The 25,949-nt window shown below is 72.0% G+C and carries 28 protein-coding genes and 1 pseudogene; 15 read left to right on the plus strand and 14 right to left on the minus strand.

Translation table 11 applies throughout. The features are described 5' to 3' along the window. Nucleotides 1-101 precede the first annotated feature (101 nt). The 3 genes from EAO76_RS16145 (at nt 102) to EAO76_RS16155 (ending at nt 3,186) form a co-directional block, all read left to right on the plus strand. A complete protein-coding gene (locus tag EAO76_RS16145; protein ID WP_148836688.1) occupies nt 102-1,205 on the plus strand; it encodes a PLP-dependent cysteine synthase family protein in 1,104 nt (367 codons plus the stop codon). After that, the gene (locus tag EAO76_RS16150) at nt 1,202-2,467 is read left to right on the plus strand and encodes an MFS transporter (protein ID WP_148836632.1); all 1,266 of its coding nucleotides are present in this window, start codon (nt 1,202-1,204) and stop codon (nt 2,465-2,467) included. Before EAO76_RS16145 ends, EAO76_RS16150 begins: the two co-directional genes overlap by 4 nt. 155 nt (nt 2,468-2,622) lie before the next feature. After that, nucleotides 2,623-3,186, plus strand: coding sequence for a hypothetical protein (locus EAO76_RS16155; protein ID WP_148836633.1), 564 nt, complete (start codon nt 2,623-2,625; stop codon nt 3,184-3,186). Nucleotides 3,187-3,214: 28 nt separating this feature from the next. Here EAO76_RS16155 and EAO76_RS16160 read toward each other — a convergent pair whose 3' ends face one another. The 6 genes from EAO76_RS16160 to EAO76_RS16185 form a co-directional block, all read right to left on the minus strand. Further along, nucleotides 3,215-5,797: a bifunctional FO biosynthesis protein CofGH gene (locus tag EAO76_RS16160; protein WP_187438648.1), complete on the minus strand. Its 2,583-nt coding sequence runs from the start codon at nt 5,795-5,797 to the stop codon at nt 3,215-3,217. Nucleotides 5,798-5,919: 122 nt separating this feature from the next. Beyond that, a complete protein-coding gene (locus EAO76_RS16165; RefSeq protein ID WP_148836635.1) occupies nt 5,920-6,288 on the minus strand; it encodes a helix-turn-helix domain-containing protein in 369 nt (122 codons plus the stop codon). Next, on the minus strand, nt 6,285-6,653 hold the full coding sequence (locus EAO76_RS16170) for a type II toxin-antitoxin system RelE/ParE family toxin (protein WP_376041359.1): 369 nt from the start codon (nt 6,651-6,653) through the stop codon (nt 6,285-6,287). The genes EAO76_RS16165 and EAO76_RS16170 overlap by 4 nt, the downstream gene beginning before the upstream one ends. Nucleotides 6,654-6,818: 165 nt before the next feature. Continuing rightward, a complete protein-coding gene (locus EAO76_RS16175; RefSeq protein ID WP_148836637.1) occupies nt 6,819-7,310 on the minus strand; it encodes a nuclear transport factor 2 family protein in 492 nt (163 codons plus the stop codon). A 53-nt stretch (nt 7,311-7,363) separates the two neighbouring features. After that, nucleotides 7,364-8,557: a HAMP domain-containing sensor histidine kinase gene (locus EAO76_RS16180; RefSeq protein WP_148836638.1), complete on the minus strand. Its 1,194-nt coding sequence runs from the start codon at nt 8,555-8,557 to the stop codon at nt 7,364-7,366. Continuing rightward, nucleotides 8,554-9,348, minus strand: coding sequence for a response regulator transcription factor (locus tag EAO76_RS16185; RefSeq protein ID WP_148836639.1), 795 nt, complete (start codon nt 9,346-9,348; stop codon nt 8,554-8,556). The genes EAO76_RS16180 and EAO76_RS16185 overlap by 4 nt, the downstream gene beginning before the upstream one ends. A 206-nt stretch (nt 9,349-9,554) precedes the next feature. Here EAO76_RS16185 and EAO76_RS16190 point away from each other — a divergent pair, with 206 nt between their 5' ends. From EAO76_RS16190 to EAO76_RS16205, 4 genes are all read left to right on the plus strand, one after another. Beyond that, the gene (locus tag EAO76_RS16190; protein ID WP_148836640.1) at nt 9,555-10,226 is read left to right on the plus strand and encodes a M15 family metallopeptidase; all 672 of its coding nucleotides are present in this window, start codon (nt 9,555-9,557) and stop codon (nt 10,224-10,226) included. A 126-nt stretch (nt 10,227-10,352) separates the two neighbouring features. Next, the gene (locus EAO76_RS16195) at nt 10,353-10,847 is read left to right on the plus strand and encodes a hypothetical protein (protein ID WP_399462190.1); all 495 of its coding nucleotides are present in this window, start codon (nt 10,353-10,355) and stop codon (nt 10,845-10,847) included. A gap of 19 nt (nt 10,848-10,866) precedes the next feature. Then, the gene (locus EAO76_RS16200) at nt 10,867-11,637 is read left to right on the plus strand and encodes a GNAT family N-acetyltransferase (RefSeq protein ID WP_148836641.1); all 771 of its coding nucleotides are present in this window, start codon (nt 10,867-10,869) and stop codon (nt 11,635-11,637) included. 96 nt (nt 11,638-11,733) lie between these two features. Further along, the gene (locus EAO76_RS16205) at nt 11,734-12,273 is read left to right on the plus strand and encodes a GNAT family N-acetyltransferase (RefSeq protein ID WP_148836642.1); all 540 of its coding nucleotides are present in this window, start codon (nt 11,734-11,736) and stop codon (nt 12,271-12,273) included. A gap of 82 nt (nt 12,274-12,355) precedes the next feature. On the opposite strand, the gene EAO76_RS16210 is transcribed toward EAO76_RS16205, so the two are convergent. Beyond that, complete coding sequence (locus EAO76_RS16210) at nt 12,356-13,237, minus strand: NAD(P)-dependent oxidoreductase (protein ID WP_148836643.1); 882 nt, start codon at nt 13,235-13,237, stop codon at nt 12,356-12,358. A 96-nt stretch (nt 13,238-13,333) separates the two neighbouring features. Between EAO76_RS16210 and EAO76_RS16215 the strand changes: the two genes are divergently transcribed. Next, nucleotides 13,334-13,696, plus strand: coding sequence for a helix-turn-helix domain-containing protein (locus EAO76_RS16215; RefSeq protein WP_148836644.1), 363 nt, complete (start codon nt 13,334-13,336; stop codon nt 13,694-13,696). Nucleotides 13,697-13,907: 211 nt separating this feature from the next. After that, on the plus strand, nt 13,908-14,342 hold the full coding sequence (locus EAO76_RS16220; RefSeq protein WP_148836645.1) for a DUF6892 domain-containing protein: 435 nt from the start codon (nt 13,908-13,910) through the stop codon (nt 14,340-14,342). A 154-nt stretch (nt 14,343-14,496) separates the two neighbouring features. On the opposite strand, the gene EAO76_RS16225 is transcribed toward EAO76_RS16220, so the two are convergent. From EAO76_RS16225 to EAO76_RS16240, 4 genes are all read right to left on the minus strand, one after another. Next, nucleotides 14,497-15,054, minus strand: a complete 558-nt coding sequence (locus EAO76_RS16225; RefSeq protein ID WP_148836646.1) for a hypothetical protein — start codon at nt 15,052-15,054, stop codon at nt 14,497-14,499. Further along, nucleotides 15,047-15,745 carry a hypothetical protein gene (locus EAO76_RS16230; RefSeq protein ID WP_148836647.1) on the minus strand — a complete coding sequence of 233 codons (699 nt, stop codon included), beginning with the start codon at nt 15,743-15,745 and terminating at the stop codon, nt 15,047-15,049. The genes EAO76_RS16225 and EAO76_RS16230 overlap by 8 nt, the downstream gene beginning before the upstream one ends. A gap of 210 nt (nt 15,746-15,955) precedes the next feature. Beyond that, nucleotides 15,956-16,897, minus strand: a complete 942-nt coding sequence (locus tag EAO76_RS16235) for an ATP-binding protein (RefSeq protein ID WP_148836648.1) — start codon at nt 16,895-16,897, stop codon at nt 15,956-15,958. Between the two features lie 633 nt (nt 16,898-17,530). Continuing rightward, on the minus strand, nt 17,531-17,896 hold the full coding sequence (locus EAO76_RS16240) for a nuclear transport factor 2 family protein (RefSeq protein ID WP_148836649.1): 366 nt from the start codon (nt 17,894-17,896) through the stop codon (nt 17,531-17,533). Nucleotides 17,897-17,994: 98 nt separating this feature from the next. Between EAO76_RS16240 and EAO76_RS16245 the strand changes: the two genes are divergently transcribed. Beyond that, a complete protein-coding gene (locus EAO76_RS16245) occupies nt 17,995-18,891 on the plus strand; it encodes a LysR family transcriptional regulator (protein WP_148836650.1) in 897 nt (298 codons plus the stop codon). Nucleotides 18,892-18,967: 76 nt separating this feature from the next. Here EAO76_RS16245 and EAO76_RS16250 read toward each other — a convergent pair whose 3' ends face one another. Next, on the minus strand, nt 18,968-19,471 hold the full coding sequence (locus EAO76_RS16250) for a DUF4265 domain-containing protein (RefSeq protein ID WP_148836651.1): 504 nt from the start codon (nt 19,469-19,471) through the stop codon (nt 18,968-18,970). Between the two features lie 94 nt (nt 19,472-19,565). Between EAO76_RS16250 and EAO76_RS16255 the strand changes: the two genes are divergently transcribed. From EAO76_RS16255 to EAO76_RS16270, 4 genes are all read left to right on the plus strand, one after another. After that, nucleotides 19,566-20,213 carry an HAD family phosphatase gene (locus EAO76_RS16255; RefSeq protein ID WP_148836652.1) on the plus strand — a complete coding sequence of 216 codons (648 nt, stop codon included), beginning with the start codon at nt 19,566-19,568 and terminating at the stop codon, nt 20,211-20,213. 272 nt (nt 20,214-20,485) lie between these two features. Continuing rightward, nucleotides 20,486-20,818 carry a hypothetical protein gene (locus tag EAO76_RS16260; RefSeq protein WP_148836653.1) on the plus strand — a complete coding sequence of 111 codons (333 nt, stop codon included), beginning with the start codon at nt 20,486-20,488 and terminating at the stop codon, nt 20,816-20,818. A gap of 228 nt (nt 20,819-21,046) precedes the next feature. Further along, complete coding sequence (locus EAO76_RS16265; protein ID WP_148836654.1) at nt 21,047-21,937, plus strand: GNAT family N-acetyltransferase; 891 nt, start codon at nt 21,047-21,049, stop codon at nt 21,935-21,937. A gap of 308 nt (nt 21,938-22,245) precedes the next feature. Beyond that, nucleotides 22,246-22,659 (plus strand): peptidase inhibitor family I36 protein, encoded by a 414-nt coding sequence (locus tag EAO76_RS16270; RefSeq protein ID WP_187438649.1) that lies wholly within the window; start codon nt 22,246-22,248, stop codon nt 22,657-22,659. A 521-nt stretch (nt 22,660-23,180) separates the two neighbouring features. On the opposite strand, the gene EAO76_RS16280 is transcribed toward EAO76_RS16270, so the two are convergent. Next, nucleotides 23,181-24,026, minus strand: coding sequence for an LLM class F420-dependent oxidoreductase (locus EAO76_RS16280; RefSeq protein ID WP_148836655.1), 846 nt, complete (start codon nt 24,024-24,026; stop codon nt 23,181-23,183). A 217-nt stretch (nt 24,027-24,243) separates the two neighbouring features. Between EAO76_RS16280 and EAO76_RS16285 the strand changes: the two genes are divergently transcribed. Then, a complete protein-coding gene (locus EAO76_RS16285) occupies nt 24,244-25,794 on the plus strand; it encodes a CehA/McbA family metallohydrolase (RefSeq protein ID WP_262375513.1) in 1,551 nt (516 codons plus the stop codon). On the opposite strand, the pseudogene EAO76_RS46265 reads toward EAO76_RS16285, so the two are convergent. Then, nucleotides 25,701-25,949, minus strand: a pseudogene (locus tag EAO76_RS46265) (phosphoesterase); the annotation flags it as partial. The gene EAO76_RS16285 and the pseudogene EAO76_RS46265 sit on opposite strands and share 94 nt — an antisense overlap.

A 25,949-nucleotide genomic window follows, 5' to 3' on the forward strand; every position in this document is an offset into this window, starting at 1 on the left:
CGCTTCCCCCGTTCCCGTCTCCCCCTCCTCCGTCTCCCCCCGCTTCCCCCGTTCCCGTCTCCCCCTCCTCCGTCTCCCCCTCCTCCGTCTCTCCCGCCCGGCTGCTCGCCGCCTCGGCGCGGGCTGCCGCCCATCCGTCCGCCCTGGTGGGCGACACGCCCGTGCTGTGGGTGGGCGAGCCGTTCGCCTCCGCCGGACGCGGCTTCTGGGCCAAGCTGGAGGGCCACAACCCGGGCGGCATCAAGGACCGCACCGCCCTGTACATGGTGGCCGCCGCCCGGGAACGCGGGGCGCTGCCGCCCGGTGCCCGGATCGTCGAATCCACCTCCGGCACCCTCGGCCTCGGTCTGGCCCTGGCCGGCATCACCTACGGCCATCCCGTCTCGCTGGTCACCGACCCCGGGATGGAACCCCAGGTCGCCGGGTTGCTGCGCGCCTACGGCGTCGACGTCCACACCGTCACCACGCCGCACCCGGAAGGGGGCTGGCAGCAGGCCCGCCGCGAGAAGGTGGCCGAGCTGCTCGCCCACTGCCCGGGAGCGTGGTGCCCCGACCAGTACCACAACCCCGACAACGCGGCCGCCTACCGGCCCCTCGCGCACGAACTGGTCGCCCAGCTCGGCCGGATCGACACCCTCGTCGTCGCGGTCGGCACCGGCGGTCACTCCGCGGGCATCGGCCGCGTGCTGCGCACCTTCTTCCCCGCGCTGCGGGTGGTCGGCGTGGACACCTGCGCCTCGACCATCTTCGGCCAGCCCGCCGGGCCCCGGCTGATGCGCGGCCTGGGCTCGTCCATCCACCCGCGCAACGTCGCCCACGACCTGTTCGACGAGGTCCACTGGGTCGCCGCCCCCGAAGCCGTCTGGGCCGCCCGCGCCCTGGCCCGCACCTGGTACGCCACCGGGGGCTGGAGCGTCGGCGCGGTCGCCCTGGTCGCCCGCTGGCTCGCCCGTACGTCCCCCGCCGAACAGCGCATCGCCGCCGTCTTCCCCGACGGCCCGCACCGCTACGTCTCCACCGTCTTCGACGACGACTACTGCCGCGCCCATCAACTCCTCGGCCACGAACCGCCCGACGACCCGGACGAGATCACCGATCCCGCCCGGACGGTGGTCACGCGCTGGAGCCGCTGCCGGGCCGTCGCCCGGACCCGCCCCCGCGCCACCGGCCGGGAGGACCTGAGCCCGGCGGGAGCGGCCCGATGAGGAAGATCCTGGCGCAGACCCGCTCCTTCGGCCCGGCCGCGCGCCTGCTGATGGTGAACCAGTTCGCCATCAACCTGGCCTTCTACATGCTCATGCCCTACCTCGCCGCCCACCTCTCGGAGGGGCTGGGGATGGCGGCATGGGCGGTCGGCCTGGTCCTCGGCGTGCGCAACCTCTCCCAGCAGGGCATGTTCCTCATCGGCGGCACCCTCGCCGACCGCCTCGGCTACAAGACCCCGATCCTGGTCGGCTGCGTCCTGCGCACCGGCGGGTTCGCCCTTCTGGGCTGGGTCGACGGCCTGCCCGCCCTGATCGTGGCGTCGGCGGCGACCGGGTTCGCCGGAGCCCTGTTCAACCCGGCCGTGCGCGCCTACCTCGCAGCCGAGGCGGGCGACCGCCGGGTGGACGCGTTCGCCCTGTTCAACGTCCACTACCAGGCGGGCATGCTCCTCGGGCCGCTGGTCGGGCTCGCGCTGCTGGCCGCCGACTTCCGCGCCGTGTGCACCGCGGCCGCCGTCGTCTTCGCCGCCCTCAGCGTGCTCCAGGCCCGCGCGCTTCCCGACCGCCGCGCCACCGACCCCCACCGGGCGGCGGCCGGGGACGGGGGCACGCCGACCGTGTGGGGCCAGTGGCGGCAGGTCGCCGCCAACCGGCCGTTCCTGCTGTTCTCCGCGGCGATGATCGGCTCCTACGTGCTGACCTTCCAGGTCTACCTGGTGCTGCCACTGGCCGCCGACGCCGCCCTCGGCGCGGACGGCACGAAGGCGACGAGCGGGCTGTTCGTCATCTCGGCCGCGGTGGCGGTGGCCGGGCAGCTGCGGCTGACCGGCTGGGCCAGGCGGCGCTTCACGCCCCACCGGGCGCTGGCCGTCGGGCTCGCCGCGATGGGCGCGGCATTCGTGCCCCTGGCCCTCGCCCCCGCCCGGTCCGCGCTCGGCTCCCTCACGGCCCTCGCCGTGTCCGTGGCCGTGCTCGCCGCCGCCGGGGCGGTGGTCTACCCCTTCGAGATGGACACCGTCGTCGCACTGTCCGGGAACAGGCTGGTCGCCACCCACTACGGCTTCTACAACACCGTCTCCGGCCTCGGCATCACCCTCGGCAACCTCGCCCTCGGCGCGCTCTGGGACGCCACCCGCGCCCACGCGCCCTGGCTCGTGTGGACCGCGCTCGCCGTGACCGGGGCCGCGTGCGCGGCCGCGGTCGCCGCGCTCGCCCGCACCGGACGGCTCCACGCACCACCCGTCCGGCCCGTCACCGCCTGAGCGCCCGTCCCCGGTCCCGGCCCGGTTCCGCCCCGGTTCCCCGCGGCAGTACGGTCATGGTTCCGGCATCGAGGGGTACCCGGTCGGAGCAGTGCTCGACCACCCGACCATGTCTCCGGCGCGAGAGCGAGGCGACCACACCGATGCCGACACCGATGGAACCCGACACCGGCGGAACCGGACCGGGGGACGACTGGCCCGACGAGCACCGCTACGAGGTGCTCGTCCGGGTCCCCGCCGTCCGGGACGCGATCACCGCGAGCGCGTCCCGGACCCGACTGCCGATGAGCGCCGAGGAGTTCCTGTCCCGGGCCGCCTCGGCGGTCCCGCTCGTGGGCCGGCCGATGCTCAGGGGCGCCGAGCACGGCCGCCGGCTGGGGCGGAAGCTCCGTTTCCGGACCGGCAGGTCGTACGGGGCGGGGCTTCCGCAGCCGGTGGGCCGGGCACTCGTCGCCGTGCTGTGTTCCCTGGCCCTGCGCGGCCAGGGAATCCGCTCGGTGGAGCAGCACGAGGACGGCTGCACGCTGACCGCCGACATCCCGTCCGACGCCAGGACCTTCGGCGGGGTGCTCGCGGTGACCGTCACCCGGAGCGGCGTCGGCACCTCGTCCGTCCGGGCGAGGGCGGAGATCCCCGGCCAGTTGATCGACTGGGGCAGGAGCAGGCAGACCCTCGCCACACTCGCCGCCGACCTCGGGAACCCGGGCTCCCCCGGCTGAGGGATCCCCGCACGGACCCACCAGGGGCTCAGTCCGGCAGCAGCGGCAGCAGCTCCGGCAGGTGCCCGTCGGACGCCTCCGCCGCCCGCTGCCGTTCCTGCGGGACCTCCCCGTACAGCGTCGTGCGCGGCTTCGCCGGGCGGCCGGCCAGTTCGGCGATGGCGACCAGGTCCCGGACCGACCGGTACGAGCCGTAACTCGACCCGGCCATGCGGGAGATGGTCTCCTCCATCAGCGTGCCGCCCAGGTCGTTGGCGCCCGAGCGCAGCATCTCGGCCGCGCCCTGCGTCCCGAGCTTGACCCAGCTGGTCTGGATGTTGGTGATGTGCGGGTGGAGCAGCAGCCGGGCCATGGCGGTGACGGCCCGGTTGTCGCGGTCGGTCGGGCCGGGCCGGGCGATGCCCGCCAGGTAGATCGGGGCGTTGGTGTGGATGAACGGGAGCGTGACGAACTCCGTGAAGCCGCCGGTCTCCTGCTGGAGCCGGGCCAGGGTCCGCAGGTGGCCGAGCCAGTGCCGGGGCTGGTCGACGTGCCCGTACATCATCGTGGACGAGGAGCGCAGGCCCACCTCGTGGGCGGTCCTGATGACCTCCAGCCAGGTCGCCGTCGGCAGCTTGCCCTTGGTGAGGACCCAGCGGACCTCGTCGTCCAGGATCTCGGCCGCCGTGCCGGGGATCGAGTCGAGCCCGGCCTCCTTCGCGGCGGTCAGCCAGTCGCGGATGGACAGGCCGGTGCGGGTGGCGCCGTTGACGACCTCCATGGGCGAGAAGGCGTGCACGTGCATGCCGGGCACGCGTTCCTTCACCGCCCGCGCGATGTCGAAGTACGCGGTGCCGGGCAGGTCCGGGTGGATGCCGCCCTGCATGCACACCTCGACCGCGCCGACGTCCCACGCCTGCGCGGCCCGGTCGGCCACCTGGTCCAGGGAGAGGCTGTACGCGTCGGCGTCGGTGCGCCGCTGGGCGAAGGCGCAGAAGCGGCAGCCGGTGTAGCAGACGTTGGTGAAGTTGATGTTCCTGGTGACGATGTACGTGATGTCGTCGCCGACCACGTCGCGGCGCAGGGTGTCCGCGATCCGGCACAGCTCGTCGAGCGCCTCGCCCTCCGCGTGGAACAGGACGAGCGCCTGCTCGTCGGTGAGCTTCGTCGGGTCGTCGGCGGCCTGCCCGAGCGCGGCTCTCACGTCCGCGTCGATCCTGGACGGGACCATGCCGGGGGCGGCGGACTCGCGCAGCGCGTCCCAGTCCCCGTACACCTCGTCGAAGTCCTCGCGGCGGTCGCCGGTGCGGCCCTCGGTGTCGATGGTGCGGTGCAGGTCGGTGCGGCCGGTGGCGCCGAACTCCTCGTCGGGCTCCTGCCAGGGCAGCCCGGCGGGGATCGCGCCCTCGCGGGCGAGCCCGGTCTCCGGGTCGGCGAGCGCCCGTACGTGCGGCAGGAGGCGGGGGTCGAGCCAGGGCTCGCCGCGCTTGATGAACTCCGGGTAGATGGTGAGGCGTTCGCGCAGTGCGAAGCCCGACTCGGCGGTCCGCGCGGCGAGTTCGTCGATGTGCGGCCAGGGGCGCTCGGGGTTCACGTGGTCCGGGGTGAGCGGTGACACCCCGCCCCAGTCGTCGATGCCCGCGCCGACGATCAGCGCGTACTCGGCGTCGACGAGGTTCGGCGGGGCCTGGATGCGGGCGGACGGGCCGAGGACGTGCCGGGCGACGGCGATGGCGGCGGCCAGCTCCTCCAGCTCGGCGTCCGGCATGCCGCGCATCGCGGTGTCGGGCTTGGCCCGGAAGTTCTGGACGATGACTTCCTGGATGCCGTGGTAGGCGCGGGCGGTCCTGCGCAGCTCGAAGAGGGAGTCGGCGCGCTCCTCGTACGACTCGCCGATGCCGATCAGGATGCCGGTGGTGAACGGCACGTTGGAACGTCCGGCGTCCTCCAGGACCCGCAGCCGTACGGCCGGTTCCTTGTCCGGGGAGCCGTGGTGCGGGCCGCCGGGCTCGGACCACAGCCGGGTCGCGGTCGTCTCCAGCATCATGCCCATGGACGGGGCGACGGGCTTGAGGCGCTGGAGGTCGGTCCAGCCCAGCACCCCGGGGTTGAGGTGCGGCAGGAGCCCGGTCTCCTCCAGGACCCGGATCGCCATGGCGCGCACGTACGCGAGGGTGTCGTCGTACCCCTCGGCCTCCAGCCACTCCCGTGCCTCGGGCCAGCGGTCCTCCGGCCGGTCGCCGAGTGTGAACAGGGCTTCCTTGCACCCCATGGCAGCGCCCTCGCGGGCGATGTCCAGCACCTCGTCGGGCGACAGGAACATCCCGTGGCCCGCGCGCCGGAGCTTGCCGGGGACGGTGACGAAGGTGCAGTAGTGGCACTTGTCACGGCAGAGCCGGGTCAGCGGGATGAAGACCTTGCGGGAGTACGTGATCACCCCCGGCCGCCCCGCGGCCTCCAGCCCGGCGTCGCGCACCCGGGCGGCCGAGGCCGCGAGATCCGTCAGGTCGTCGCCCCGCGCCTGGAGCAGGACGGCGGCCTCGGTCACGTCGAGGGCGACGCCGTCGCGGGCCCGCTTGAGGGCACGCCGCATGGCATTGGTGGTCGGACGTCCGTGCTGAGGATCGGTCATGGCCCCGAGCATACGAGCGACCCCCGCGCCCCGGACCAGGGCATCTGCCTCCCACCCCGCTCCGGGCCCGCCTTCCGGACCGGGCCCGGCACCCGCCCCCGGAGCGTCCGCGACCGGCCGCGTCAGGCCGCGGGGGAGTTCCCGCGTGCCGGGAGCCCGTCGGGACCACCGTGCCCGTGCGGGGTGAAGGTGAATGCCGAGGTGTCACCGTCCAGGTCAATGGTGAGCGAAGCGTCCAACGCCTTGGCCAGGCGTGTCAGGAGGGCCAGGGTCGGAACGGAATCACCGCCCTCGATGTGGGAGATCTGCGGTTGCGTCATCCCCGCACGACGGGCCAGCTCGGTCTGCGACAGCCCTAGCCCGGTCCGCCGGTCGTGCACGGCCTGCCCCAGTGCGAAGGCGTACCCGGCCTCGACGTAGGCGGACGACTCCTCGACGGCCTCTCCCAGAAGCTTCCTGGTCTGTCGCGTCTTCCACCGGGAGTGGTTCACGGCTGTTCCTCCTCGCTCCGGTCGTAGACGTGCTCGGCCGGGCCGTGGTCGCTCTCGCAGACCTTTTGCGCCTGCTGAGCACGCTCGACCTCGGCAGTCTCGCGTTGCTTGGTCTTCCGGAACACGGTCAGCAGCACGATCCGTCTCTCGGGAGCGAGCCAGTAGGTGATGCGCACCGCACTGCCGTCCATGATGAAGCGCAGCTCACGCACCTTGCCACCAAGATGCCTGGAGTACGGCTCGGCCAACGTGGTGGGCCTCGCCGCAAGCATGTCGGCCGCCCGTTCGACCTTGTCGTACTGGGCATCGGCAAGCAACGCCAACCACTGCCGGACTTCGGGCTCGATCTCGATCCGCCAGGGCAGTTCCACGAACACGACTATACAGAAATTTGCATAACACGAGCTCTGAAGCGGACGCGCTTGGCTTTCGACCCTCCACAGGCCGGTCACAGCTGCGCGATGGCGGGAAGCGGGACCCGGCCGACTCGGCCGGCGACACGGCCCGGCACCCGCCCCGCAGCGGCCGCGTCAGGCCGCGGGGGCCGGCGGGGCGGCCAGGGCGAAGTCGTCCGGCAGGCGGGGCGGGGTGCCGCGGGTCCACACCACGCGCAGGGCCGAGGCGGAGATCCGCCAGCCGTCGGCCGTGCGGACCAGTTCGTTGTCGGTGTGGCCGGCGGAGACGAAGAGTCCGCCCGCCCCGTCCGCCAGGACGTGGGTGCTCAGCTGGGCGCCGCGGGCGGTGGCCCGGTCGCCGTCGATCTCGATGACGGCGTCGGTGCCCAGGTGCACGGTCCGGTCGAACAGCGCCATCGCCCGCCGGATGTGGGACAGCAGGGCGTCGCGGCCGCGCACGGTGCCGATGGGCATCTCCGCGGTGACGTCCTCGGTGTGGAACGCACGCGCCCACTCCTCGTCGAAGACCCCCACGTCCAGCGAACGCAGGTAACGGTCCATCAGGTCGGTGATCTCGGCACGGTCGGTCAGGGCTCGCAGCTGTCGCCGCATCTCTTCGATGTCCATGACGGAAGGCTCCTTCCCCAAGTGCGCTTGAGGTCAAGCCGTCCGTCCCGCGCTCATCGCGACGGACGCGTTCCGCCCCGTTCGGGGCCGGGCAGCGACACCCGGACGGTGAGTCCCCCGCCGGGGTTGGGGGTCAGGGTCAGTTCCCCGTGGTGCGCGCGGACGATGCTGGAGACGATCGCCAGGCCGAGGCCGTGGCCGCGACGGGTGTGGTCCTTCTCGGCCAGGCGCCCGCCGCCGCGCAGGAACGGCTCGGTGAGGTGGTCGACGGTGTCGGGCAGCAGCGGTCCGGTGTTGGTGACGGTCAGGAGGGCGCGGCCGGGGCGCACCGGGTCGGGGCCGCCGGTCAGGGCGAGCGATCCGCCCGTGGGCAGGTTGTGCCGCACGGCGTTGTGGAGCAGGTTCAGGGCGAGCTGGCGCAGCAGTACGGCGTTGCCGGTGACCGGGGCCGGGTGGATCTCGGCGGAGAGGGCGATGCCCCGCGTCCCGGCCTCCTCGCGGACGGTCTCGACGGCGCCCCGTGCGGTGTCGGCGAGGTCGAGCCGTTCCTCCATGGCGGGCGGGGTGTGGTCGAGGGCGGAGAGTTGGAGCAGGGCGTCGGTGATGTCGATGCCGCGCTGGTTGGTCTCGCGGAGCCGGGAGACCAGGCGCCGGTAGTCCTGTCCGTCGGGGTCGGCGACGGCCACGTCGAGCATGGTGCGGCTGACGGCGAGCGGGGTGCGCAGTTCGTGCGAGGCGTTGGCGGCGAACCGCTGCTGGGCGTCGAAGGACCGCTGGAGACGGGCGAGCATGTCGTCGAAGGTGTCGGAGAGTTCGGTGAACTCGTCGCGCGGGCCGGTGAGTCCGACGCGGTGGTCCAGGGAGCCGTCGGCGGCCCGCCGGGCCGCCCGGGTGATGTCCTGGAGCGGGCGCAGGACGCGGCCCGCGATGAGCCAGCCCGCGCCGAGCCCGATCAGCGCGAGGAACAGCAGGGCGGCACCGGACGCCTTGGCCAGGGCCTGGAGGATGTCCGGTCGGGTGGCGACGGCCTCGGCCTGCGGATTCACGTCGCCCAGCGGGTAGTTGGGCACGAAGCGCATCGCCAGGTAGACCAGGACCAGGCTGAACATCCCGGAGGCGACGACGAACAGGGCGTAGGTGAGGGTGAGCTTCATCCGGGCGGTCAGCCGCCGCGGCCGCTTGGCCGGTGCCGGGGCCCCGGCCGTCCCGGTGCCGCCGTCGTGGCGGTCCGCGGCCCCGCCCCTCATCGCTCGCGCCCCGTCGACCCGTGCGGCCCGGTGGCTGCCGTCCCGTGCGGCCCGGTGTCTGTTGTTCCGTGCGGACCGGTGGCTGCCGTCCCGTGCGGCCCGGCCGTCGGTCCGTGCTGCCCCGCGGGGGCCGTTGCGTCCAGGCGGTATCCGACGCCGGGCACGGTGTGGATGGGCGACGGCTCGCCGAGCCGTTTGCGGAGCGTGGACATGGTGATGCGGACCGCGTTGGTGAACGGGTCGGCGTTCTCGTCCCAGGCCCGCTCCAGCAGCGTCTCCGCGCTGACGACCCCGCCCCGCGCGGTCATGAGGACCTCCAGGACGGCGAACTGCTTCCTGGTGAGCGCCACGTACCTCCCGTCGCGGAAGACCTCGCGCCGGAACGGGTCCAGCCGGATTCCGGCGCACTCGATGACGGGAGGCGTGCTGTCCTTGGGCCGGCGGGCCAGCGAGCGGAGGCGTACGACGAGTTCCTTCAGGTCGAAGGGCTTCGTCAGGTAGTCGTCGGCGCCCAGCTCGAACCCGGCGACCTTCTCGTTGATCAGGCCCGCCGCGGTCAGCATGAGCACCCGGCAGCCGAGGCGCCGTTCCACGATGATCCGGCACACGTCGTCGCCGTGCGTGCCGGGGATGTCGCGGTCGAGCACGACGACGTCGTACTCGTTCACGTCGAGGCGCTCCAGGGCGGTGTCCCCGTCCCCGGCGATGTCGGAGGCGATGGCTTCGAGCCGCAGCCCCGCCTGCACCGCCTCGGCGAGATACAGCTCGTCCTCGACAATCAGCACCCGCATCCGGTCTCTCCCGCTCCGTGCCTCGCCCGGCCGGTCACCGGCCCGTCCGTACGTTCCCCCGCGGAAACGGTACGGGGACATCCAAACGGTACGGGGTTATCGAAAACGTATCGGGAAATCGAAACGGCCCGACAACACGGCCCGGCGTTCACTCGGGGCATCGGTCGGCGGCACCCGCCGCCCCGCCCAGACGTCCGGAGGAGACCATGCACGACGACCCCACCGCGAACCGCCCCGTCCCGGCCGCACGCCGCTTCCCCGGCCGGACCGCGGTCCGGGCCGGCTCGGCCGCGGTGCTGGTGCTGGTGCTGACGGCGATCTGGGGCACGTACACCCGGAGCGAACCGGCCGCACGGGCGGCCACCGCGGCGGACCACGGACCGGACGGCGGCGGGGCGTCCGCGGACGCCCCGCCGGAGGGCGCCGACGGCGACGACGGCTCCGACAGCGGGGGCGGTCGCCCGGACGGCCGCGAGCTCACCCCCTTCGACACCGGTTACCCGGCCATCGGCCGGCTGGACGAGCGCCTGCTGGAGGCCGTGCAGAAGGCGGCCCGGGACGCCCGCGACGACGGCATCGAGTTCCGGGTCACCTCGGGCTGGCGCTCCAGGGAGCACCAGCAGCGCCTGCTGGACGAGGGTGTCGAGAAGTACGGAAGCCTCGAAAGGGCGAGGCGGTTCGTGAAGACCCCGGAGAAGTCGACCCACGTGTCCGGGAAGGCGGTCGACATCGGCCCCACCGACGCCGACGACTGGCTCATCCGCAACGGCTCCGACTACGGCCTGTGCCAGGTCTACAACAACGAGATGTGGCACTTCGAGCTGCTCACCACCCCGGGCGGCGACTGCCCGACGCCCCTGACCGACGCGGCCGGCTGACCGGCGATGCGCCCGGTCCGTGAGCCGGCCCGTGCGTCGACGTGCGAGTCGACCCGTGGGCCGGTGTGCGAGTCGCCCCGTGAGCCGGTCCATGAGCCGGTGCCGCTCCCTTCCGAAGGACATGCCATGGCCGATCTGCGCGAGGACCCCTACCCGGACGTGTACATCGGAGGCGGTTTCTCCGACCCCTCCGAGCCCACCGAGCCCGCCACCCTTCAGGCATCGGTCGACGGCGAACCCGTCTACCGCCGCCTGGGATTCCGCTCCTGCGGCCAGCTCGCCCCCGCCGTGGCCGCCTGGTTCGAACGCGGTGCCACCCCGGCGGACCTCCGCCGTGCCCTCACCGACGACCTCCCCGACCCCCTGCGGCACCCGGCCAAGCTCCTCCGGTACCGCCTCACGGCACTCCTGCCGCCCCCGCCGCCCGCCGCCGCTCCCCGCGTCGTACCGCTCCGGAACTGCGACCGGTGCGACCGCGCCTTCCGCTCCCCCGCCCCGGGCCACTACTGCCGCGACTGCACGGCCGACGACGCGCCACCGCCAGCGGACGGCCAAAATCGCATGCGGCCCCTGCCCGGCCGTGCTGGGATCAATCACTATGAACGATCTTTTCCCCGGTGAAGCCGACTTGACGGACAGGATGGAACGGAATCTGGCGGAACACGCCTGTCACCTGCACCGGAGCATGGCCGGTGCGACCGTCACGGAGACCGGTGACCTCCTGGTCGCCGACAGCGGCCTGGACGACGACACTTTCAACATCGTTGCCGCGGCCCGCTTCACCGCCGCCGACGCCACGGCACGCATCGCCGGGACCGCTCGGACGCTGACCCGCACGGGCCGTGCTTTCTCCTGGTGGGTGGGGCCCTCCTCGACACCGCCGGACCTCACCGCCCGCCTGGCGGCGGCCGGTCTGCCCGCGTCCGAACGGGAGACGGCGATGTGGGCCGAGCTGGACGACACCCCGCCACCGCCCGCCACCGCCTCCCAGGGGCTGGACATCCAGCGGGTCACCACGCCCGCTCAACTCGCCGACTACGCAACGGTTCTCGCCGCGAACTGGAACCCGCCCGCCGACACCGTCCGCCGCTTCTTCGCACGGGCCGCCCCGCAGGCACTGGCCGCGGACTGCCCGGCCCGGTATCTGGTCGGCTACGTGGAGGGCCGCCCGGTCTGTTCCGCCGAAGTGTTCCTCCACGCGGGAGTCGCCGGTATCCACAACATCTCCACCCTGGCCGCCCATCGCCGACGCGGCTACGGCGGTGCCATCACGCTCGCGGCCCTCCGCACGGCCCGCGAACAGGACCACCGCATCGCGGTCCTTCAGGCATCGGTCGACGGCGAACCCGTCTACCGCCGCCTGGGATTCCGCTCCTGCGGCCAGTTCACCGAACACGCCATCACTCCCTGAACGCCCTGAGTCCCCTGAACCACCTGAACCGCTTGTCCGCCCCCGCCGGACAATCCGAGTGCGGTCCGGTCGCCTCGCGTGATACTTCTCCCGACCATGGGCGATCTTGTGACAGCGCGGCTCGTGCTTCATCCGATGACCGTCGGCGAGGCCGAGCGATTGGTGGCGGGCGAGCCGGACGACGGTGCCCGATGGGGGCCCGAATACCCCACCGATGGCGACGTGTCCGCCGCCAGGCGCTTTCTGGGCACCTGTGCGGACACCGGTGATCCCCGGCCGTTCTGCAACTACGAGATCCGTCGCCGCGAGGACGGCCGGGCGATCGGCGGCATGGGCTTCCACGGGCCCATGGACGAGAACGGCAGCGTCACGATCGGCTACGGCCTCGTCCCGTCGGCGCGGGGCAGGGGATACGCCTCCGAAGCCCTCCGCGAGCTGCTGCTGTTCGCGCGGGCACACGGCGTCACCTGCGTGAAGGGCGACGCCGACCACGACAACACCGCGTCCCAGCACGTCATGACCGCGGCCGGCATGCGACCGGCCGGAGCGGACGAACGCGTCAGGTACTTCGAGATCGCCTGGACCAACCCGACGGCGGACACCGACCCGGCGGCGGACACCGACCCGCGCGCCTGAAGCGTGTTGCGAAAGTGCTGGTCACAGCCACTCGTCGAGGACCACGACCAGCACGGTCGCCCCTGGGGCGGCACACGGCCGGTCAGTGGACCAGCAGGTCGATCACGCCCGTCAGGTCCTCCTCGCCGCTGCCCTCGGCCAGGCGGCGGCGCATCAGCTCGAAGTAGGGGCTGAGCAGTTCCGGGCTGACGCCCTGCTGCTCGGCGGTGCTCAGGAAGGTCGGCGTGCCGGCCACCTGCATGGCGAGATCGGAGACGACACCCTTGGTGTAGTCGCCGCTGCGCAGCTGGTCGGCGGTCCGGTGAACTGCCGGGGCCATCGCGACGAGCCAGTCGGCGAGCAGCGGGGCGAGCGACGCGGGGTCGATGTCCTCCTTCCGGATCAGGGCGAAGGCGTGCGCGGCTCCGGCGAACATCCCGTACATGGCGCTGAGCAGGGCCACATCATGCAGGGCCGCGAAGCCCGCGTCCTCGCCGACGTAAGTGGTGCCGGCCGGGACGCCCAGCGTTTCCCGATGCCGCTCGAACAGCTCCAGCGAGCCGCTGTAGAAGACGTAGCCGCCGGCTTCCGGGACGCCGATCATCGGAGGGACAGCCATGATCCCGCCGTCCAAGTAGCGGGCGCCGCGCTCGCGGGCCCACTCGGCGCGGGCGCGGGCCTGGGCAGGAGTGCTGGTGGTCAGGTTGACCACGTCCTTGCCGGCCAGTTCGGTGCCGGCCAGCACCTTGTCGACCGAGGCGTCGTCCAACAGACAGACGACGACCAGGGTGTTCGCCGTGACCGCCTCGGTGGCGCCGTCCGCGACCCTCGCACCCTCGGCGGCGAGCGCCGCGGCGCGGGCCGGGGTGCGGTTCCAGACGGTGAGCGGGTGGCCGGCGGCAAGCCAGGTACGGGCCAGCGCGGTGCCCATCGCGCCGAGGCCCAGCAGCGTGATGGAGGTCTTCTCAACATTGTTCTGTGCCATGCGGATCAGGCTCGCCACAGGCCCGGCGATGATCAAGTACGCACTTCGGAGTGGGTGGTTACCCTGGGGTGAGCGAGCACGTCGGAGGGGTGGGACATGACGACGCTGAACCGGCCGGGCGCACCGGACGGACACGTCTGCGGGATCGACACCGCGATGGAGGTGATCGGCGGCAAGTGGAAGGTGCTGATCCTCTGGGCGCTCCACGAGCACCCCTGCCGCCGCTTCGGCGAGCTGCGTCGACTGCTTCCGGGAATCACCGAGAAGGTACTGGCCTCCCACCTGCGCGAGATGGAGGCGGACGGCGTCGTCCACCGCGTCTCCTACGACGAGGTGCCGCCCCGCGTCGAGTACTCGCTGACCGAGGACGGCACGCGCCTCAACGAGGCGCTCCAGCCGCTGGCCGCCTGGGGACGCGAACGGCCGATCGCTCAAGGGCCGGAGGAGAGGGCATCCTAGGACGTTCGGTACGTCCCACGGAACGTGGTCGTCGGCGGGCGGGGTCTGCTTTCGCGACACACCCCGGTGCTCCAGCCGCAGACCGTGCTCCTGCCGGTGAGGGCCGACCGGCGACGCAGCCCACCGGGTCGCCCGGTCCGCCGGGTCCGCCCGGTCCGCCCGGTCCGCCGGGCGGAGGGCCCGTGTCGTACCTCCGTGGTACTCATGTCCCATGAGCCAGTTCCGCGACTTCAACCTCAAGCTGCTCGTCATCGAGGAGCTCATGTACGGCCCCGAGCCGCTCCTCCCGGTCTACGACCTGTCCGAGCGGCTGGCCGAGCAGGGGATCGGCGATCCCGCGTCCTACGTCCTGGAGAACGGCCTCCACGCGGAGGTGCTGCCGGAGTCCCGGGCCCATTTCGAATCCCTGGAGATCCCTGCCGAGCTGCTCGCCCGCGTCGAGGAACTGTGCTTCGACGCCGGGGCGGACGTCTTCCGGCACTGCGCCCCCGCCTGGGACGGCGAGGACGACCTGTTCGACGTCCGCTCGCTCGACGACCTCGCCCTGCTGCCCAACCTGCGGGAGGTCACCTTCGTGGAGGACGGCGTCCTGGCGGTGCCGGACGCGGCGGAGGTCTTCGCCGCGCGCGACATCGAAACCGACTGAACCCCGGACCCCGCCCGTCGCCCGCCACCCCGGCGGGGCCCTCGGTGGCCCCGGCCGGGGCGGCGCCGGCCGACTTGCCCGGACGGCGGACGGGACGCGCACGGGGCAGCGGGCACGGCACCCGAGGGGCCGCCGCGCCGGGCCCTCACCACGCTCACCGGCCGCTCCGGCGCCGACGGCGCCAGTAGGCCGCCGTGACCACCGCGAGCAGCGGTCCCCAGAGCAGCAGCGGCAGGTAGGAAGCGGTCATCACCCAGTAGTCGCCGCCCCCGGGGGTGCCAGGGGCTCCCATGTTCTCCGAGTCGTTCCAGGTGAGGGCGCCGTTGATCGTGATGACGGTGACGAGCACCGCGCCGGTCGCGGCGGTGATCGCCGCCGCCGGGGCGGGAACCCTCCGGCCGCCCAGGACCGGTACCCAGCCGGGCAGTTCCTCGCCCCACCTCTGGACCAGGCCCAGGGTGAGCAGCCCGAGCGCCTCGGCGAACAGGCTGAGCCCGACCAGGTAGAAGGACCCGGAACCGGGGAAGTTCCTCGGGTGGAGGAACCCCTCGGTGAATCCGGCGTCCCAGCCCAGGGCGATGGCGAGGCGCCACAACCCCGACGGCAACGGGGTCAGTGCGGCGACGTGCGCGAGGACGCGGATCGGGGGAGAGACCTGTGGCGCTGTGGCGGCGGCCCGTGCGGGCCGCCCGGCGGTCAGGGCGTCAGTCACGGCGGTTCACCGCACCCGTGGTGGGTTCGGGGGTCTTCCGGATCTCGGCGTGGACCACGTCGAAGCCGCCCTCGGTCACGATCGTGAACGGTGCGGGGGCCATGCACGAACCGGCCTGCAGCCGGTTGGGGCGGCCTTCCTCGTCGAGGTTCGCGGGGTCGATGTTCACCACGCCCCAGGAGAAGCCGAGCCGGTCCGGTTCGCCGTCGGTGCCCTGCTGGACGCTGATGCCCAGCCGGGTACCGGCCTCCTCGACGTTCGACCTGTTCACGACCGCGGTCAGGGTCGCCGTCCGCCCGCTGGTGACCAGGCAGTCCACCTTCGCCTCCGCCCAGCCCCGGAACCCGTTCGGGGTGGTGTGGCTGAACTTCAGGATGCCTTCGGCGTCCGTGGCCAGCCCGTCGGGGGCCGCGCCGGGCAACGGCCGGGTGAACGGCTTCTGTTCGGCGTCGACGCTGAAGCGGATGTCGTGGTCGAGCGACTCGATGTAGGCGATCCGCCCCTTCCCGTGGACGCTCGCGGCCTTTCCGGGCTTCCCGTGCTTCCCGTGCTTCATCCCGGTCTCCGCCTTCTCGACCCCGGCGGGCTTCTCCGCGGCGGACGTGGCCGGGGCCGCGGGAGCGGGTCCGGCGGCGACCAGCCCGGCGAGGACCGCGATGACAGCCGTGGCACCGATTGCGGTGTTGCGCATGATGAACTCCCGTGTTCCGTAGGGGGCTTGTGCTGCCGTGTTCGTTCCAACGGCTCAAGCCTCGCCCTCGGACCCCCGGTGATCCCATCCGCCGATCGGCACAAAGATCACAGCACCGGACCGGCCCCCTATGCCGTTCGACAGAGGGGGCCGCACGCACAGGGCTCCACTCGACGGACCCGGCCCTTCCCGGGCAGCTCCGCCCATCGGTCACGGGAGGCCGGGCACCTCGGTTCGCCGGGTGAACGAGAAGTGGGCCGCGGCCTCGGCGGGCGTGGCCCCTTGAAGGCGTCCGGGGACGTCGTGGACGGCGTCCGCGCCCTCGGCGAGCAGTTGGCCGGGCCGGGCGTGGCGGGCCATGACCCCGGCGTAGGCGCGGACGTCCGCGGCGGTGGTGTCGGTACGGCCCCGCTCTGCGTTCTGCCGGAGGAGGAGGTCGAGGTCCGGGGTGAATCTCAGCATGGTCACCGGGGCGTCGAAGCGCCTGGCGATGGCGATGAGCCGGGCGCGCGCCTGCGGAGTGACGTTCGTGGACTCGGCGACCGCCGTCTGTCCGGCGGCGAGCCGGGCGACGATCCTGCGGTCGCGTTCTTCGAAGATTCGAGCGTCCACCTCGTCGGGGTCCGTTTCGGAGTCCGTGTCGGGGTCCGTGCCGGTGGGTGCGGCCCCGAGGAGTTCCGCGCGGATCTCGTCGCTGGAGATCACGGCGTCCTCGTCGATCCGGCCGTGCGCGATCAGTGTCCGCACGAAGCTGGTCTTGCCGGAAGCCGGTGGGCCGACGAGGAGCACGAGCCCCGCCGGTACGGGGGTCGGCCCGGGGCCGCCCGGCGGGTGGGGCGTGAGGCGGAGGTCGCCCGCGCGGTCCAGGGCCTCTTCCGCCGAGCCGGCCGTCAGGCCGTTGGGGAAGGTGGTGTCCCGGTAGCCGCCGTTACCGGCCTCGTAGAGGGCGAAGCCCCAGGTGTGCAGGGCGCCGGTGAAGCGCAGGCGGCACAGCGGAAGCCGCTCGCCGCCCTTCAACTCACCTTCCACGTAGGCGAATCCGGCTCGAAACCGGACGTGGACCCGGGCGAGTCGCGGCCAGTGCTCGGCGGCGTGGGCGTTGAGCCGTCGGCGCAGGTGGTGCTGCATGGACTCGGGCGGGTTCTTCGGCACGACCCCATCCTGCCGCCCCCGGCCGGTCCTCGGTCACGCCCATCACTCACGGCCGAGGGCTCGGGGCGGCCTCGATCACGAGTCCTGGTCCCGGCTTCCCCGACTCCGGCCTTCCCCGTCCCCGCCTTCCTGGTCCCGGCCTCCCTGGTCGCGCAGGTTCGCCAGGATGCGCGCCAGGGCTTCCGCAGCCGGCAAATGCGTCAGGCCCTCCGTGAGAGGCAGATGCGAGGGGCAGAACCATTCGCAGTGCTCCGGGTGGCCGGCCCAGTCATCCGGATACGTCCTCGTGGGCCGGAAACCCACAAGGGTGAAGTCCTCGTAGTCAAAGCCTGAACGCTGGTACGGGACACGGCATATGACACAGAACGGCGGCATCATCGGGCACTCCATCCTCTGACGGGTCGACACCTGCTCTCACTCACGGTAATCGACCCGGCAGCGGCGTGAACCCGGTCCACGAACGGCACGGACCGCCCGGGCAACCGGCTCCGAAGGACACGGCCCGCCACCGTCATCGGCGTCCTGTTCACAGGTTCGTCCGCAGTCCGCAGTCCGCAGTCCGCAGTCCGTGTTCCGTGGTCCGACCGGCCGTCGGGGATCAACGACGCTCCAGCGGCCTGTTCAAGGCACCGGTCAGCGGGCGGGTGGAACGAACTCGGGCTGGTCGAGCAGGCGCAGCCAGCTCCCGTCGGGCTGGCGCCTGACGACCTGCGCCCGGGCACCGGCCCCGTCCTTCGGCGGGGTCGAGGTGAGGGCGATGTCACCACTGACCAACGTCGGCAGCGGCTGTTCCGGCTCGAAGCGGGGACCGTTGGCCAGCACCTTCTCCCACAACGCGCGGATCGCGTCCCGCCCCACCGTCAGCTCGCCGGGCGGATGGGCCAGCACCGCGCCCTCCTCGTAGAGCGCGGCGACCCCGGCCGCGTCACCGGCGTTGGACCGCTCGACGAACAAGCGGGTGATGTCCTCGGGCCGCATGGCCTTCTCGTACTCCGGCATGGGTTCCTCCTGACGCAGGGATCCGGTGTTCCTCAGCCTGGCCGCCCACCGATCAGAAGTCCAACAGATGGATTTTCTACAAACTAGAATCCGCAGTCATGGAACTGAGGCAGCTGGAATACCTTGTCGCGGTCGCCGAGGAGCAGAACTTCACCCGCGCGGCTGAGCGTGTGCACATCAGCCAGTCCGGCATCAGCTCCCAGATCCGCCAGTTGGAGCGGGACCTCGGCGCCGAGCTGTTCGACCGTTCGGCCCGGACCGTCACCCTCACCGTCGCGGGGAAGGCCGCGCTCGGACACGCCCGTGCCGCACTCGCCGCGGCCGGGGCGGTCGGCCGGGCGGTGGACGAGGTGACCGACCTGGTCCGGGGGCGGCTCACGGTCGGGATGGTCATCGGCTGCACCCTCACCCCACTGTTCGACGCACTCGCCGCCTTCCACGAGGCGCATCCCGGTGTGGAGATCTCACTGCTGGAGGACAGCTCCGACCGGCTCGCCGAGGGGGTGCGCACCGGCGCTGTCGACCTGGCACTCATCGGGGCCGCGGCAGCCGCCCCCGACGGGCTGGAAGCGCTGACGATCATCAGCGAACGGCTCGTCGCGGCGGTCCCGGCCGGACATCCCCTGGCGGAACGGCGACGGGTCACCCTGCGCGACCTGGTCGCCCACCCGATCGTCTGCATGCCGCCCGGCACCGGCCTGCGCGCGGTGTTCGACCATGCCTGCGCCGCACAGGGCCTCCGGCCCACGATCGCGCTGCAGGCCGGCGCCGCGGATGCCATTGCCGACCTCGCCGCCCGCGGGCTCGGCGTGGCCGTCCTCAGCGACTCGATGGCCGCGAGCCACCGCGACCGGCTCACCGCCCGCACCGTCGTCGACGTCGAGACGCCGGCGTTGCTCGCCCTGATCTGGAAGAGCGCGCACAACCCCTCGGTGCGCGAGATGCTCGTACACAGCAGGCAAGCGTTCACGGACTTTCCGGGGACGTCCGGGTAGAGGCCGCCGCGCGCCCCGCAGTACGCCCGGAGACCCGCGGTACGTCCGGAGATCGGAGATCCGCGGTACGTCCGGACTACGCGTCGCGCCACGCGTCGGTGGCACAACCGACCTCGAAGTGCCACCACCCGTCCTCCTGGCCACGGACGAGCAACGCCTTGATCCCGCCGAGGTCCGCCCCGGCCGGCACGGTGAGGGCGACCAACGGGAACTCCTCGCTGAAGACCTCACCGCCCAGGCCGAACGGCGACAGCCGCTCGTGCACGGCCCGGGCGCTCCTCCCCAGCGGGCCGGAGGGAACGGGCAGGACCCGGATCGTGCAGTTGCCCGACGCCTCCACCCGTTCCTTCGCCCAGTGGAGCCCGTCGGCGTCCGTCACGAACCGCACGACCTCGCCCTCGGCCACCCCGTCCTGCAGGAAGGGGACGTTCTCCACCCTGGCGGTGTCCCCGCTCAGGCGAGTGGCCCAGAGCCCCTCGGTGTCGTGGGGGAGCCAGCCTTCGCGCGGCACGAACCGGTACCACACCTTGATCCGGCTGCTCTCGGCAGCACCGGGCTCGGACGGAGTCGCAGGGGTCATGTTCCAGATGATCCCGCACCCGCCCCGTACGCGTGGCCGGGGAGGGAGGAGTCCGGGGAAGGTCCGGAGCACGGGCCGGTCCTATCCTGGCCGGATGACCACTCCTCCCGAACTCGTCATATTCGACTGCGACGGTGTGCTCGTCGACAGCGAACGGATCGCCGTCCGCATCGAGGTGCAGGTGGGTGCCGAGCTGGGCTGGCCGCTGACGGCGGACGAGGTCGTCGAGAAGTTCGTGGGCCGGTCGAACAAGTCCATCGGCGAACTGGTCGACGCCCGTCTGCCCGGCCGGTCCGCCGCCTGGCAGCAGCGCTACGAGGAGCTCCACCGGGCCGCCGTCGACGCCGAACTCGTCGCGGTCGACGGCATCCACGAGGCATTGGCCGCCATCACGCTGCCCACCTGCGTGGCATCGAGCGGCAGCCACGGGAAGATGCGCCACACCCTCGGCCACACCGGACTCCACGCGCGCTTCGAGGGCCGCATCTTCAGCGCGACCGAGGTCGCCCACGGCAAACCGGCCCCCGACCTCTTCCTCCACGCGGCCCGGCAGATGGGCGTCTCCCCCGCCGCGTGCGTCGTCGTCGAGGACAGCAAATACGGTGTGCAGGCGGCCCGTTCGGCCGGAATGCGGGCACTCGGCTACGCGGGCGGCCTGACCCCGGCGCACTGGCTGGAGGGCCCGGACACCGTCGTCTTCGACGACATGCGCAAACTGCCGACGCTGCTGTCCGAGCTCTGAACCGATCGTGACATCGGAACCGCTTTGCCGGTTGCCCGATATGAAATCCTCGAAAACCGGAGCCGCCACCGCCCCGCCCTCTCGGCCGGATTGTCCACGCCCGCCCATATCGCTGCGACGACGTCGGCGGCCGACAGTAGAATGCGGTTTCGGGAAACCGGGCAGGACGGGAACGGTCCGGAACCGGTTTCGTGCTCGTTCGAGCCGAGCGCGGCGCTGATCAGTACTGACACCCGCCTCGGCCGCAGGGCAGCTACGTGAGGAACGTGTCCATGATTTTCGCCATAGCCCTTTCCGTCGCCATCGCCGGGGGCTTCATCGCCTATATCGTTCACCTCTTCATCCGCGACCACAGGATCGATACGCGGGGACGGGACATCACGGCCCTGGTGGAGGACGTCCGTTACGTCAGCTCGAACGACGGCGGGAGCACCACCATAAAGTACCTGCTTTCATGGCAGGAGGACGGTGCGACCAAGCGCGTGGAAGGCAGGGAAACCATCCCTGCCTTCTACTCGTCGAAGGTACAGAAAGGCTGCGAGATCGACATCAAGTACCTCGACGACAGCAACATCCAATTCGTTTTCCAAAAGGCCGACCAGTAACGCCGACCGGTAGCAGGGCCCCAGATGCCCCCCGGGGGGCCGCGGAAATCCATGGACAGACCTGTGGAAGATCACCTACTGTGTGGCTCCACGCCCTGAGATCGACGGAAGGAGGCGAGTGCCGTGCGGTTCACACCTTTCCAGCGCTCCCTTTTCCGCTGTCCCGGCGTGGTTCGTCAGTTCTGACCGGGAGCGCTCCGAGCAGCCCTCATCCCGGAGGAACGACCCATGACCGATCTGGTCATCCGCGCGCTCTCCACGAGCGACGCCCATCTCTTCGACGCACTGCCCGACCCGCTGGGCGCCCGTGAGGCCCACCTGCGCACCCGATTCCGCACCGAGTGGATGCGCGTCGCCCTGCGCGACGGCGAAGTCGTCGCACGCGGTGCGTGGTGGGGCGGGCCCGACGACCCGGAGCCCGTCAACATCAACTGGTTCGACGTGGCCGAGGGCGAGGAGGAGGCGGGAGCCGAGCTCCTGCGCTCCGCTCCCTGGCGGGTCGAACTCGAAATCAACCTGCCCGGCGGCTGGCGGGACGAGCCCGGCCTGCGCGCCGCCGCCGACGCGCGCTTCGCCGCCGTCCGGGCCGCCGGGTACGAGCTCCTGGTGGAACGCTTCCTGTACCGCTGGACCCCGGACCGGGGCCTGCCCGAGCGGCCCGGACGCCTGCGCTTCGGCGCCGAACCCGACGACGCGGTGTTCTTCGACGCGCTGCGCCGCATCCACTCCGCCACCCTGGACGCCCACGCGCTCAAGGCCATCGGAGAGGGCGGCCTCGACCAGGCGGCCCGGGAGGAGATCGACTTCTTCCACTGGTGCCCCTCCCCGCGGGAGTGGTGGCAGGTCGCGCACACCCCGGAGGGCGACCTGGCCGGCATCCACATCCCGGCCCACAACCCCTCCGGCCCGACCATCGGCTTCATCGGAGTCGTCCCGGAACATCGCGGTCACGGCTACGCCCACGACCTCCTCGCCGAGTGCACCCACTTCCTCGTCGAGAAGGGCGCGGATTTCATCAGCGGGGCGACGGACCGGGGCAACTTCCCCATGGCCGCGAACTTCGCCAGGGCCGGCTTCCCCGTCGTGCGGGAACGCATCAACTTCCGCCCGGCGGACTGACCGGGAACCGTACGCGGTGAGGGGTCCGGGCCCGGGGCGGGTCCGGACCCGGGGCGGGTCCGGGCCCCTCGTCCGTGACGCGCGGGGCACTCGGCGCCCGCGGCCTCAGGCCGCAGCGGGCCGAGACATTCACCGGACTCGGTTTCCTTACGAGCATCGCGAATACCTTTGGACGATGGACCGTCACGAAAGATCACGACCAGCTCTGTACCTGTCACATGTCACCATGTACGGTCAGAATCAGGCTCAAACTCCCTTTCGAGCCCAACTGTTACACCTCGGCGCATACACCAACCGGGTCAAGCGTTTTGGAACTGACCCACCTTGGAGAGAACTCGATCATGAATAGATGGCGGAAACTCATGCTGGGCGGATCGGCACTCGCCATGGCCATGGGAGGCATGGCGGCGACGGCCACACCTGCACAGGCCGCTGGCTCTTGCCCCTCCGGATACCTCTGCCTCTGGGAAGGGGCAAATTACTCCGGAATCCGCGCGATCACCGCAAGCACCAATGCCTGCGTTTCGCTCTCGAACACGGACATGCTCTACCAGCGCTCGTACATCAGCCACCTGCCGGTCAAGGCGGTTCTATGGCAGCAGGCCTCGTATGCTCCGTACGATTTTTTCCCGGTGCGGACACTTCCCGCCGGTGGGTTCAGCAGCAACTTCGGTGAAGTGTACGCAGGTGACTACGTGTGCACGAACGGGAAGACTCCCTGATATCGCCACACTGCTGCTGGACACAAGGGAGTTGCCCCTGAGGGCCGCCCCGTAATTCATGACGAACCAGCACGCGATATCGAATGCAGCACATCGCGAAGCGGAGGGGCGTCCGCATGCCGGGTGTATGCGGACGCCCCAGCGAGGCAGCTCAGCATCGGGCATGCGGTGCCGGCGCCGACAGAAGACCGACGGATCCGCATAGGGACCGGTCGCCCCCGCCGGGCACGGAGGCGGTGAGGAAGCCCTTGATGCGACCACGCAGCAGTGGTCGGCGTACAACAAACTGGTCATCACCAGCGACCCGTTGTCCTACGACACCATGAGGACCGTGGTGATCCGCTCGCTGTGGTTCTCACCGCTGCACACGCTCCGGGGGCTCGGCGCCTGCCTGAAGGGGGATGACCTTCTCCGAGCGGCTCGCGCGGGAGGCGGTGGCCATCGGCGAGTGGCGCGAGGGCACCTCCTTCGACATCCCCTTCTTCGTTTTCCAGGCCGCGGCGGGTCCGGACCCCCGTCCGTCAGAGGAACTCCGCGTACGCGTCCAGTGCGCGCAGCACCTCCGGCTCCCCCGCCGGGGGAAGCTGCAGGACGACCTCCTCGATGCCCAGGTCCGCGTAGTGCGCCAGCTTGCCCGCGCTCGGCAGCACCGCGTACGGGACGATCCGGAGGTCCTTCGGGTCGCGGCCCTCGGCCTCCCAGACCGTGCGGAGGCGGGGGACGGACTCGGTCAGGCCGCGCCCGCCGATGGGGAGCCAGCCGTCGGTGTACCGGGCGATGTCGGTGAACAGCTTCGGCCCGGCCGCACCGCCGAGCAGGGTGCGGGGGCCGTTCACCGGACCGCGCGGCTCCCGGACCGGCTTCGGGTACGCGTGGCTGGCCCGGACCGAGCCGAACTCGCCCTCGTACGCCGTGGGTTCGTCCGTCCACAGGGCGCGCATCAGGGCGAGCCGGTCGCGGACCAGGTCACGGCGGGTCGGCCAGTCCACCCCGTGGTCGGCGGCCTCCTCGACGTTCCAGCCGTAGCCGACGCCCAGGGTGAACCGGCCGCCGGAGAGGTGGTCGAGGGTGGCGATCTGCTTCGCCAGGTCGATCGGGTCGTGCTGGGCGACGAGCGTGATGCCGGTGCCCAGCGCGAGGCGTTCGGTGACGGCGGCGGCCTGGGCGAGGGCGACGAAGGGGTCGAGGGTGCGGCCGTATTCCGGCGGGAGGTCGCCACCGGCCGGGTAGGGGGTGTCCCTGCTCACCGGGATGTGGGTGTGCTCGGGCAGGTAGAGGCCGCTGAAGCCGCGCTGTTCGAGCTCGCGGGCGAGCCGCAGCGGCGTGATCGTCTGGTCGGTGAGGAAGATCGTCGTGGCGATCCGCATGCGAGGGCACCTCCGTCGTGATCCGGTGGCCCCAACGTATGCCGTGCGGTGCGGAAATCCGAGTACGCCGAGTACGCGGGAACCGACGGGAACCGGGGCGGACGGCTCGGCCCGTCCAGGTGGTCCGGCGTTCTTCCGGAGTTCATCGTGAGCCGTCAGGGTTTCGGGTGCGCGTCCTTGTCCTGCCGTTCGCCACGACACCCGAGGAGCCCATCGCATGTCCACCGCATCGCACCCCGCCCACGGTCGTCCGGTCCACGGTCACCCGATGGGCAGGCGCGGTCTTCTCGTCACGACCGCCGCCACCGCTCTTACCCTGGGCACCGTGAGCTTCGCCGACGCCGCGCCCTCCGAGGGCGGCGGCCATGGGCCCGACCGGACCAGGACCGTGCGCGGCACCCTTCCCACCGGGGCGCCCGACTTCGTTCATCTCCCGGTCGAAGTGCCGCACGGGGTGCGGGAGATAGCCGTCTCGTACACGTACGGGAAGACGCCCGTACCGGCCGGGACCCCGGGCAACGCCCTCGACATCGGCATCTTCGACGAGCGCGGCACCGAACTGGGCGGGCGCGGCTTCCGGGGGTGGTCCGGCGGGGCGCGCAGCAGCTTCTTCATCCGGGCGGACGCGGCGACCCCCGGCTACATCGCGGGCCCGGTGCGGGCCGGCACCTGGCACATCGCACTCGGCCCGTACACCGTCGCCCCCGAGGGGCTGCCGTACGAGGTGACGATCACCCTGCGGTTCGGGCCCGCCGGGACGACGCCGGATCCCGTGTACCCGCCGGAGCGCGCGAAGGGGCGCGGGCGGGCCTGGTACCGGGGCGACTGCCACCTGCACTCCGTGCACTCGGACGGCGGGCGCACCCCCGCCGGGATCGCCGCCGCCGCCCGCGCGGCCGGGCTCGACTTCATCAACAGCAGCGAACACAACACGTACTCCGCGCACGGGGCGTGGGCCGGGCTGTGGGGCGACGACCTCCTCGTCCTGACCGGCGAGGAGGTCACCACCCGCAACGGGCACCTGATCGCGCTGGCCATCGACCCGGGCACGTTCGTCGACTGGCGCTACCGGGCCCGCGACAACCGGTTCGGGCACTACGCGAAGACCGTGCGCCGGGCCGGCGGCCTGGTGGTGCCCGCCCACCCGCACGCCACCTGCGTCGGCTGCCACTGGAAGTTCGGCTTCGGCGACGCGGACGCGGTGGAGGTGTGGAACGGCGCGTACAGCCCCGAGGACGAGGTGGCGCTCGCCGAGTGGGACAACTCCCTGGTCGCTGCCACCCGTTGGGCGAAGCCGTGGATTCCGGCGATGGGCAACAGCGACGCCCACCGGGAGCCGGACCGGGTGGGGCTGCCGCAGACCGTCGTGCTCGCCGACGAGCTGTCGCGCGAGGCGATCGTGGCCGGGATCCGGGCCGGGCACTCGTACATCGCCGAGTCGTCCGCCCTCTCGCTCTCCTTCGGTGCCTTCGGCGGGCGCGGCCGGCACGCCGGGATCGGCGAGCGACTGCGGGTGGACGGGGACGACACCCCGGTCACCGTGCGCCTGGAGGTGACCGGGGCGCCCGGCTGCACCGCGCACTTCGTCACCGACCAGGGCACCCTGTTCACCGCCGGGCTGCCGGAGTCGGGCGCCGGGACGGTGGAGTGGCGCACGACCCCGTCGCACGCCGCCTACGTACGGGCCGAGGTCCGGCACCCGGCGACGGTGCCGGGGCTGCCCGGGGCGATGGCGGCGCTCACCAATCCGGTGTTCCTGGAGGGGTAGGCGGCGTGCGACGGGGTCGTGCGCCACTCCACCGTCCCGGCGCCCGACTCCGGCAGCCCGGCGGTGAACAGGGTGCCCTGGTCGGTGACGAAGTGCGCGGTGCAGCCGGGCGCCCCGGTCACCTCCAGGCGCACGGTGACCGGGGTGTCGTCCCC

The organism is Streptomyces sp. sk2.1 (assembly GCF_008120935.1).
GTDB lineage: Bacteria > Actinomycetota > Actinomycetes > Streptomycetales > Streptomycetaceae > Streptomyces.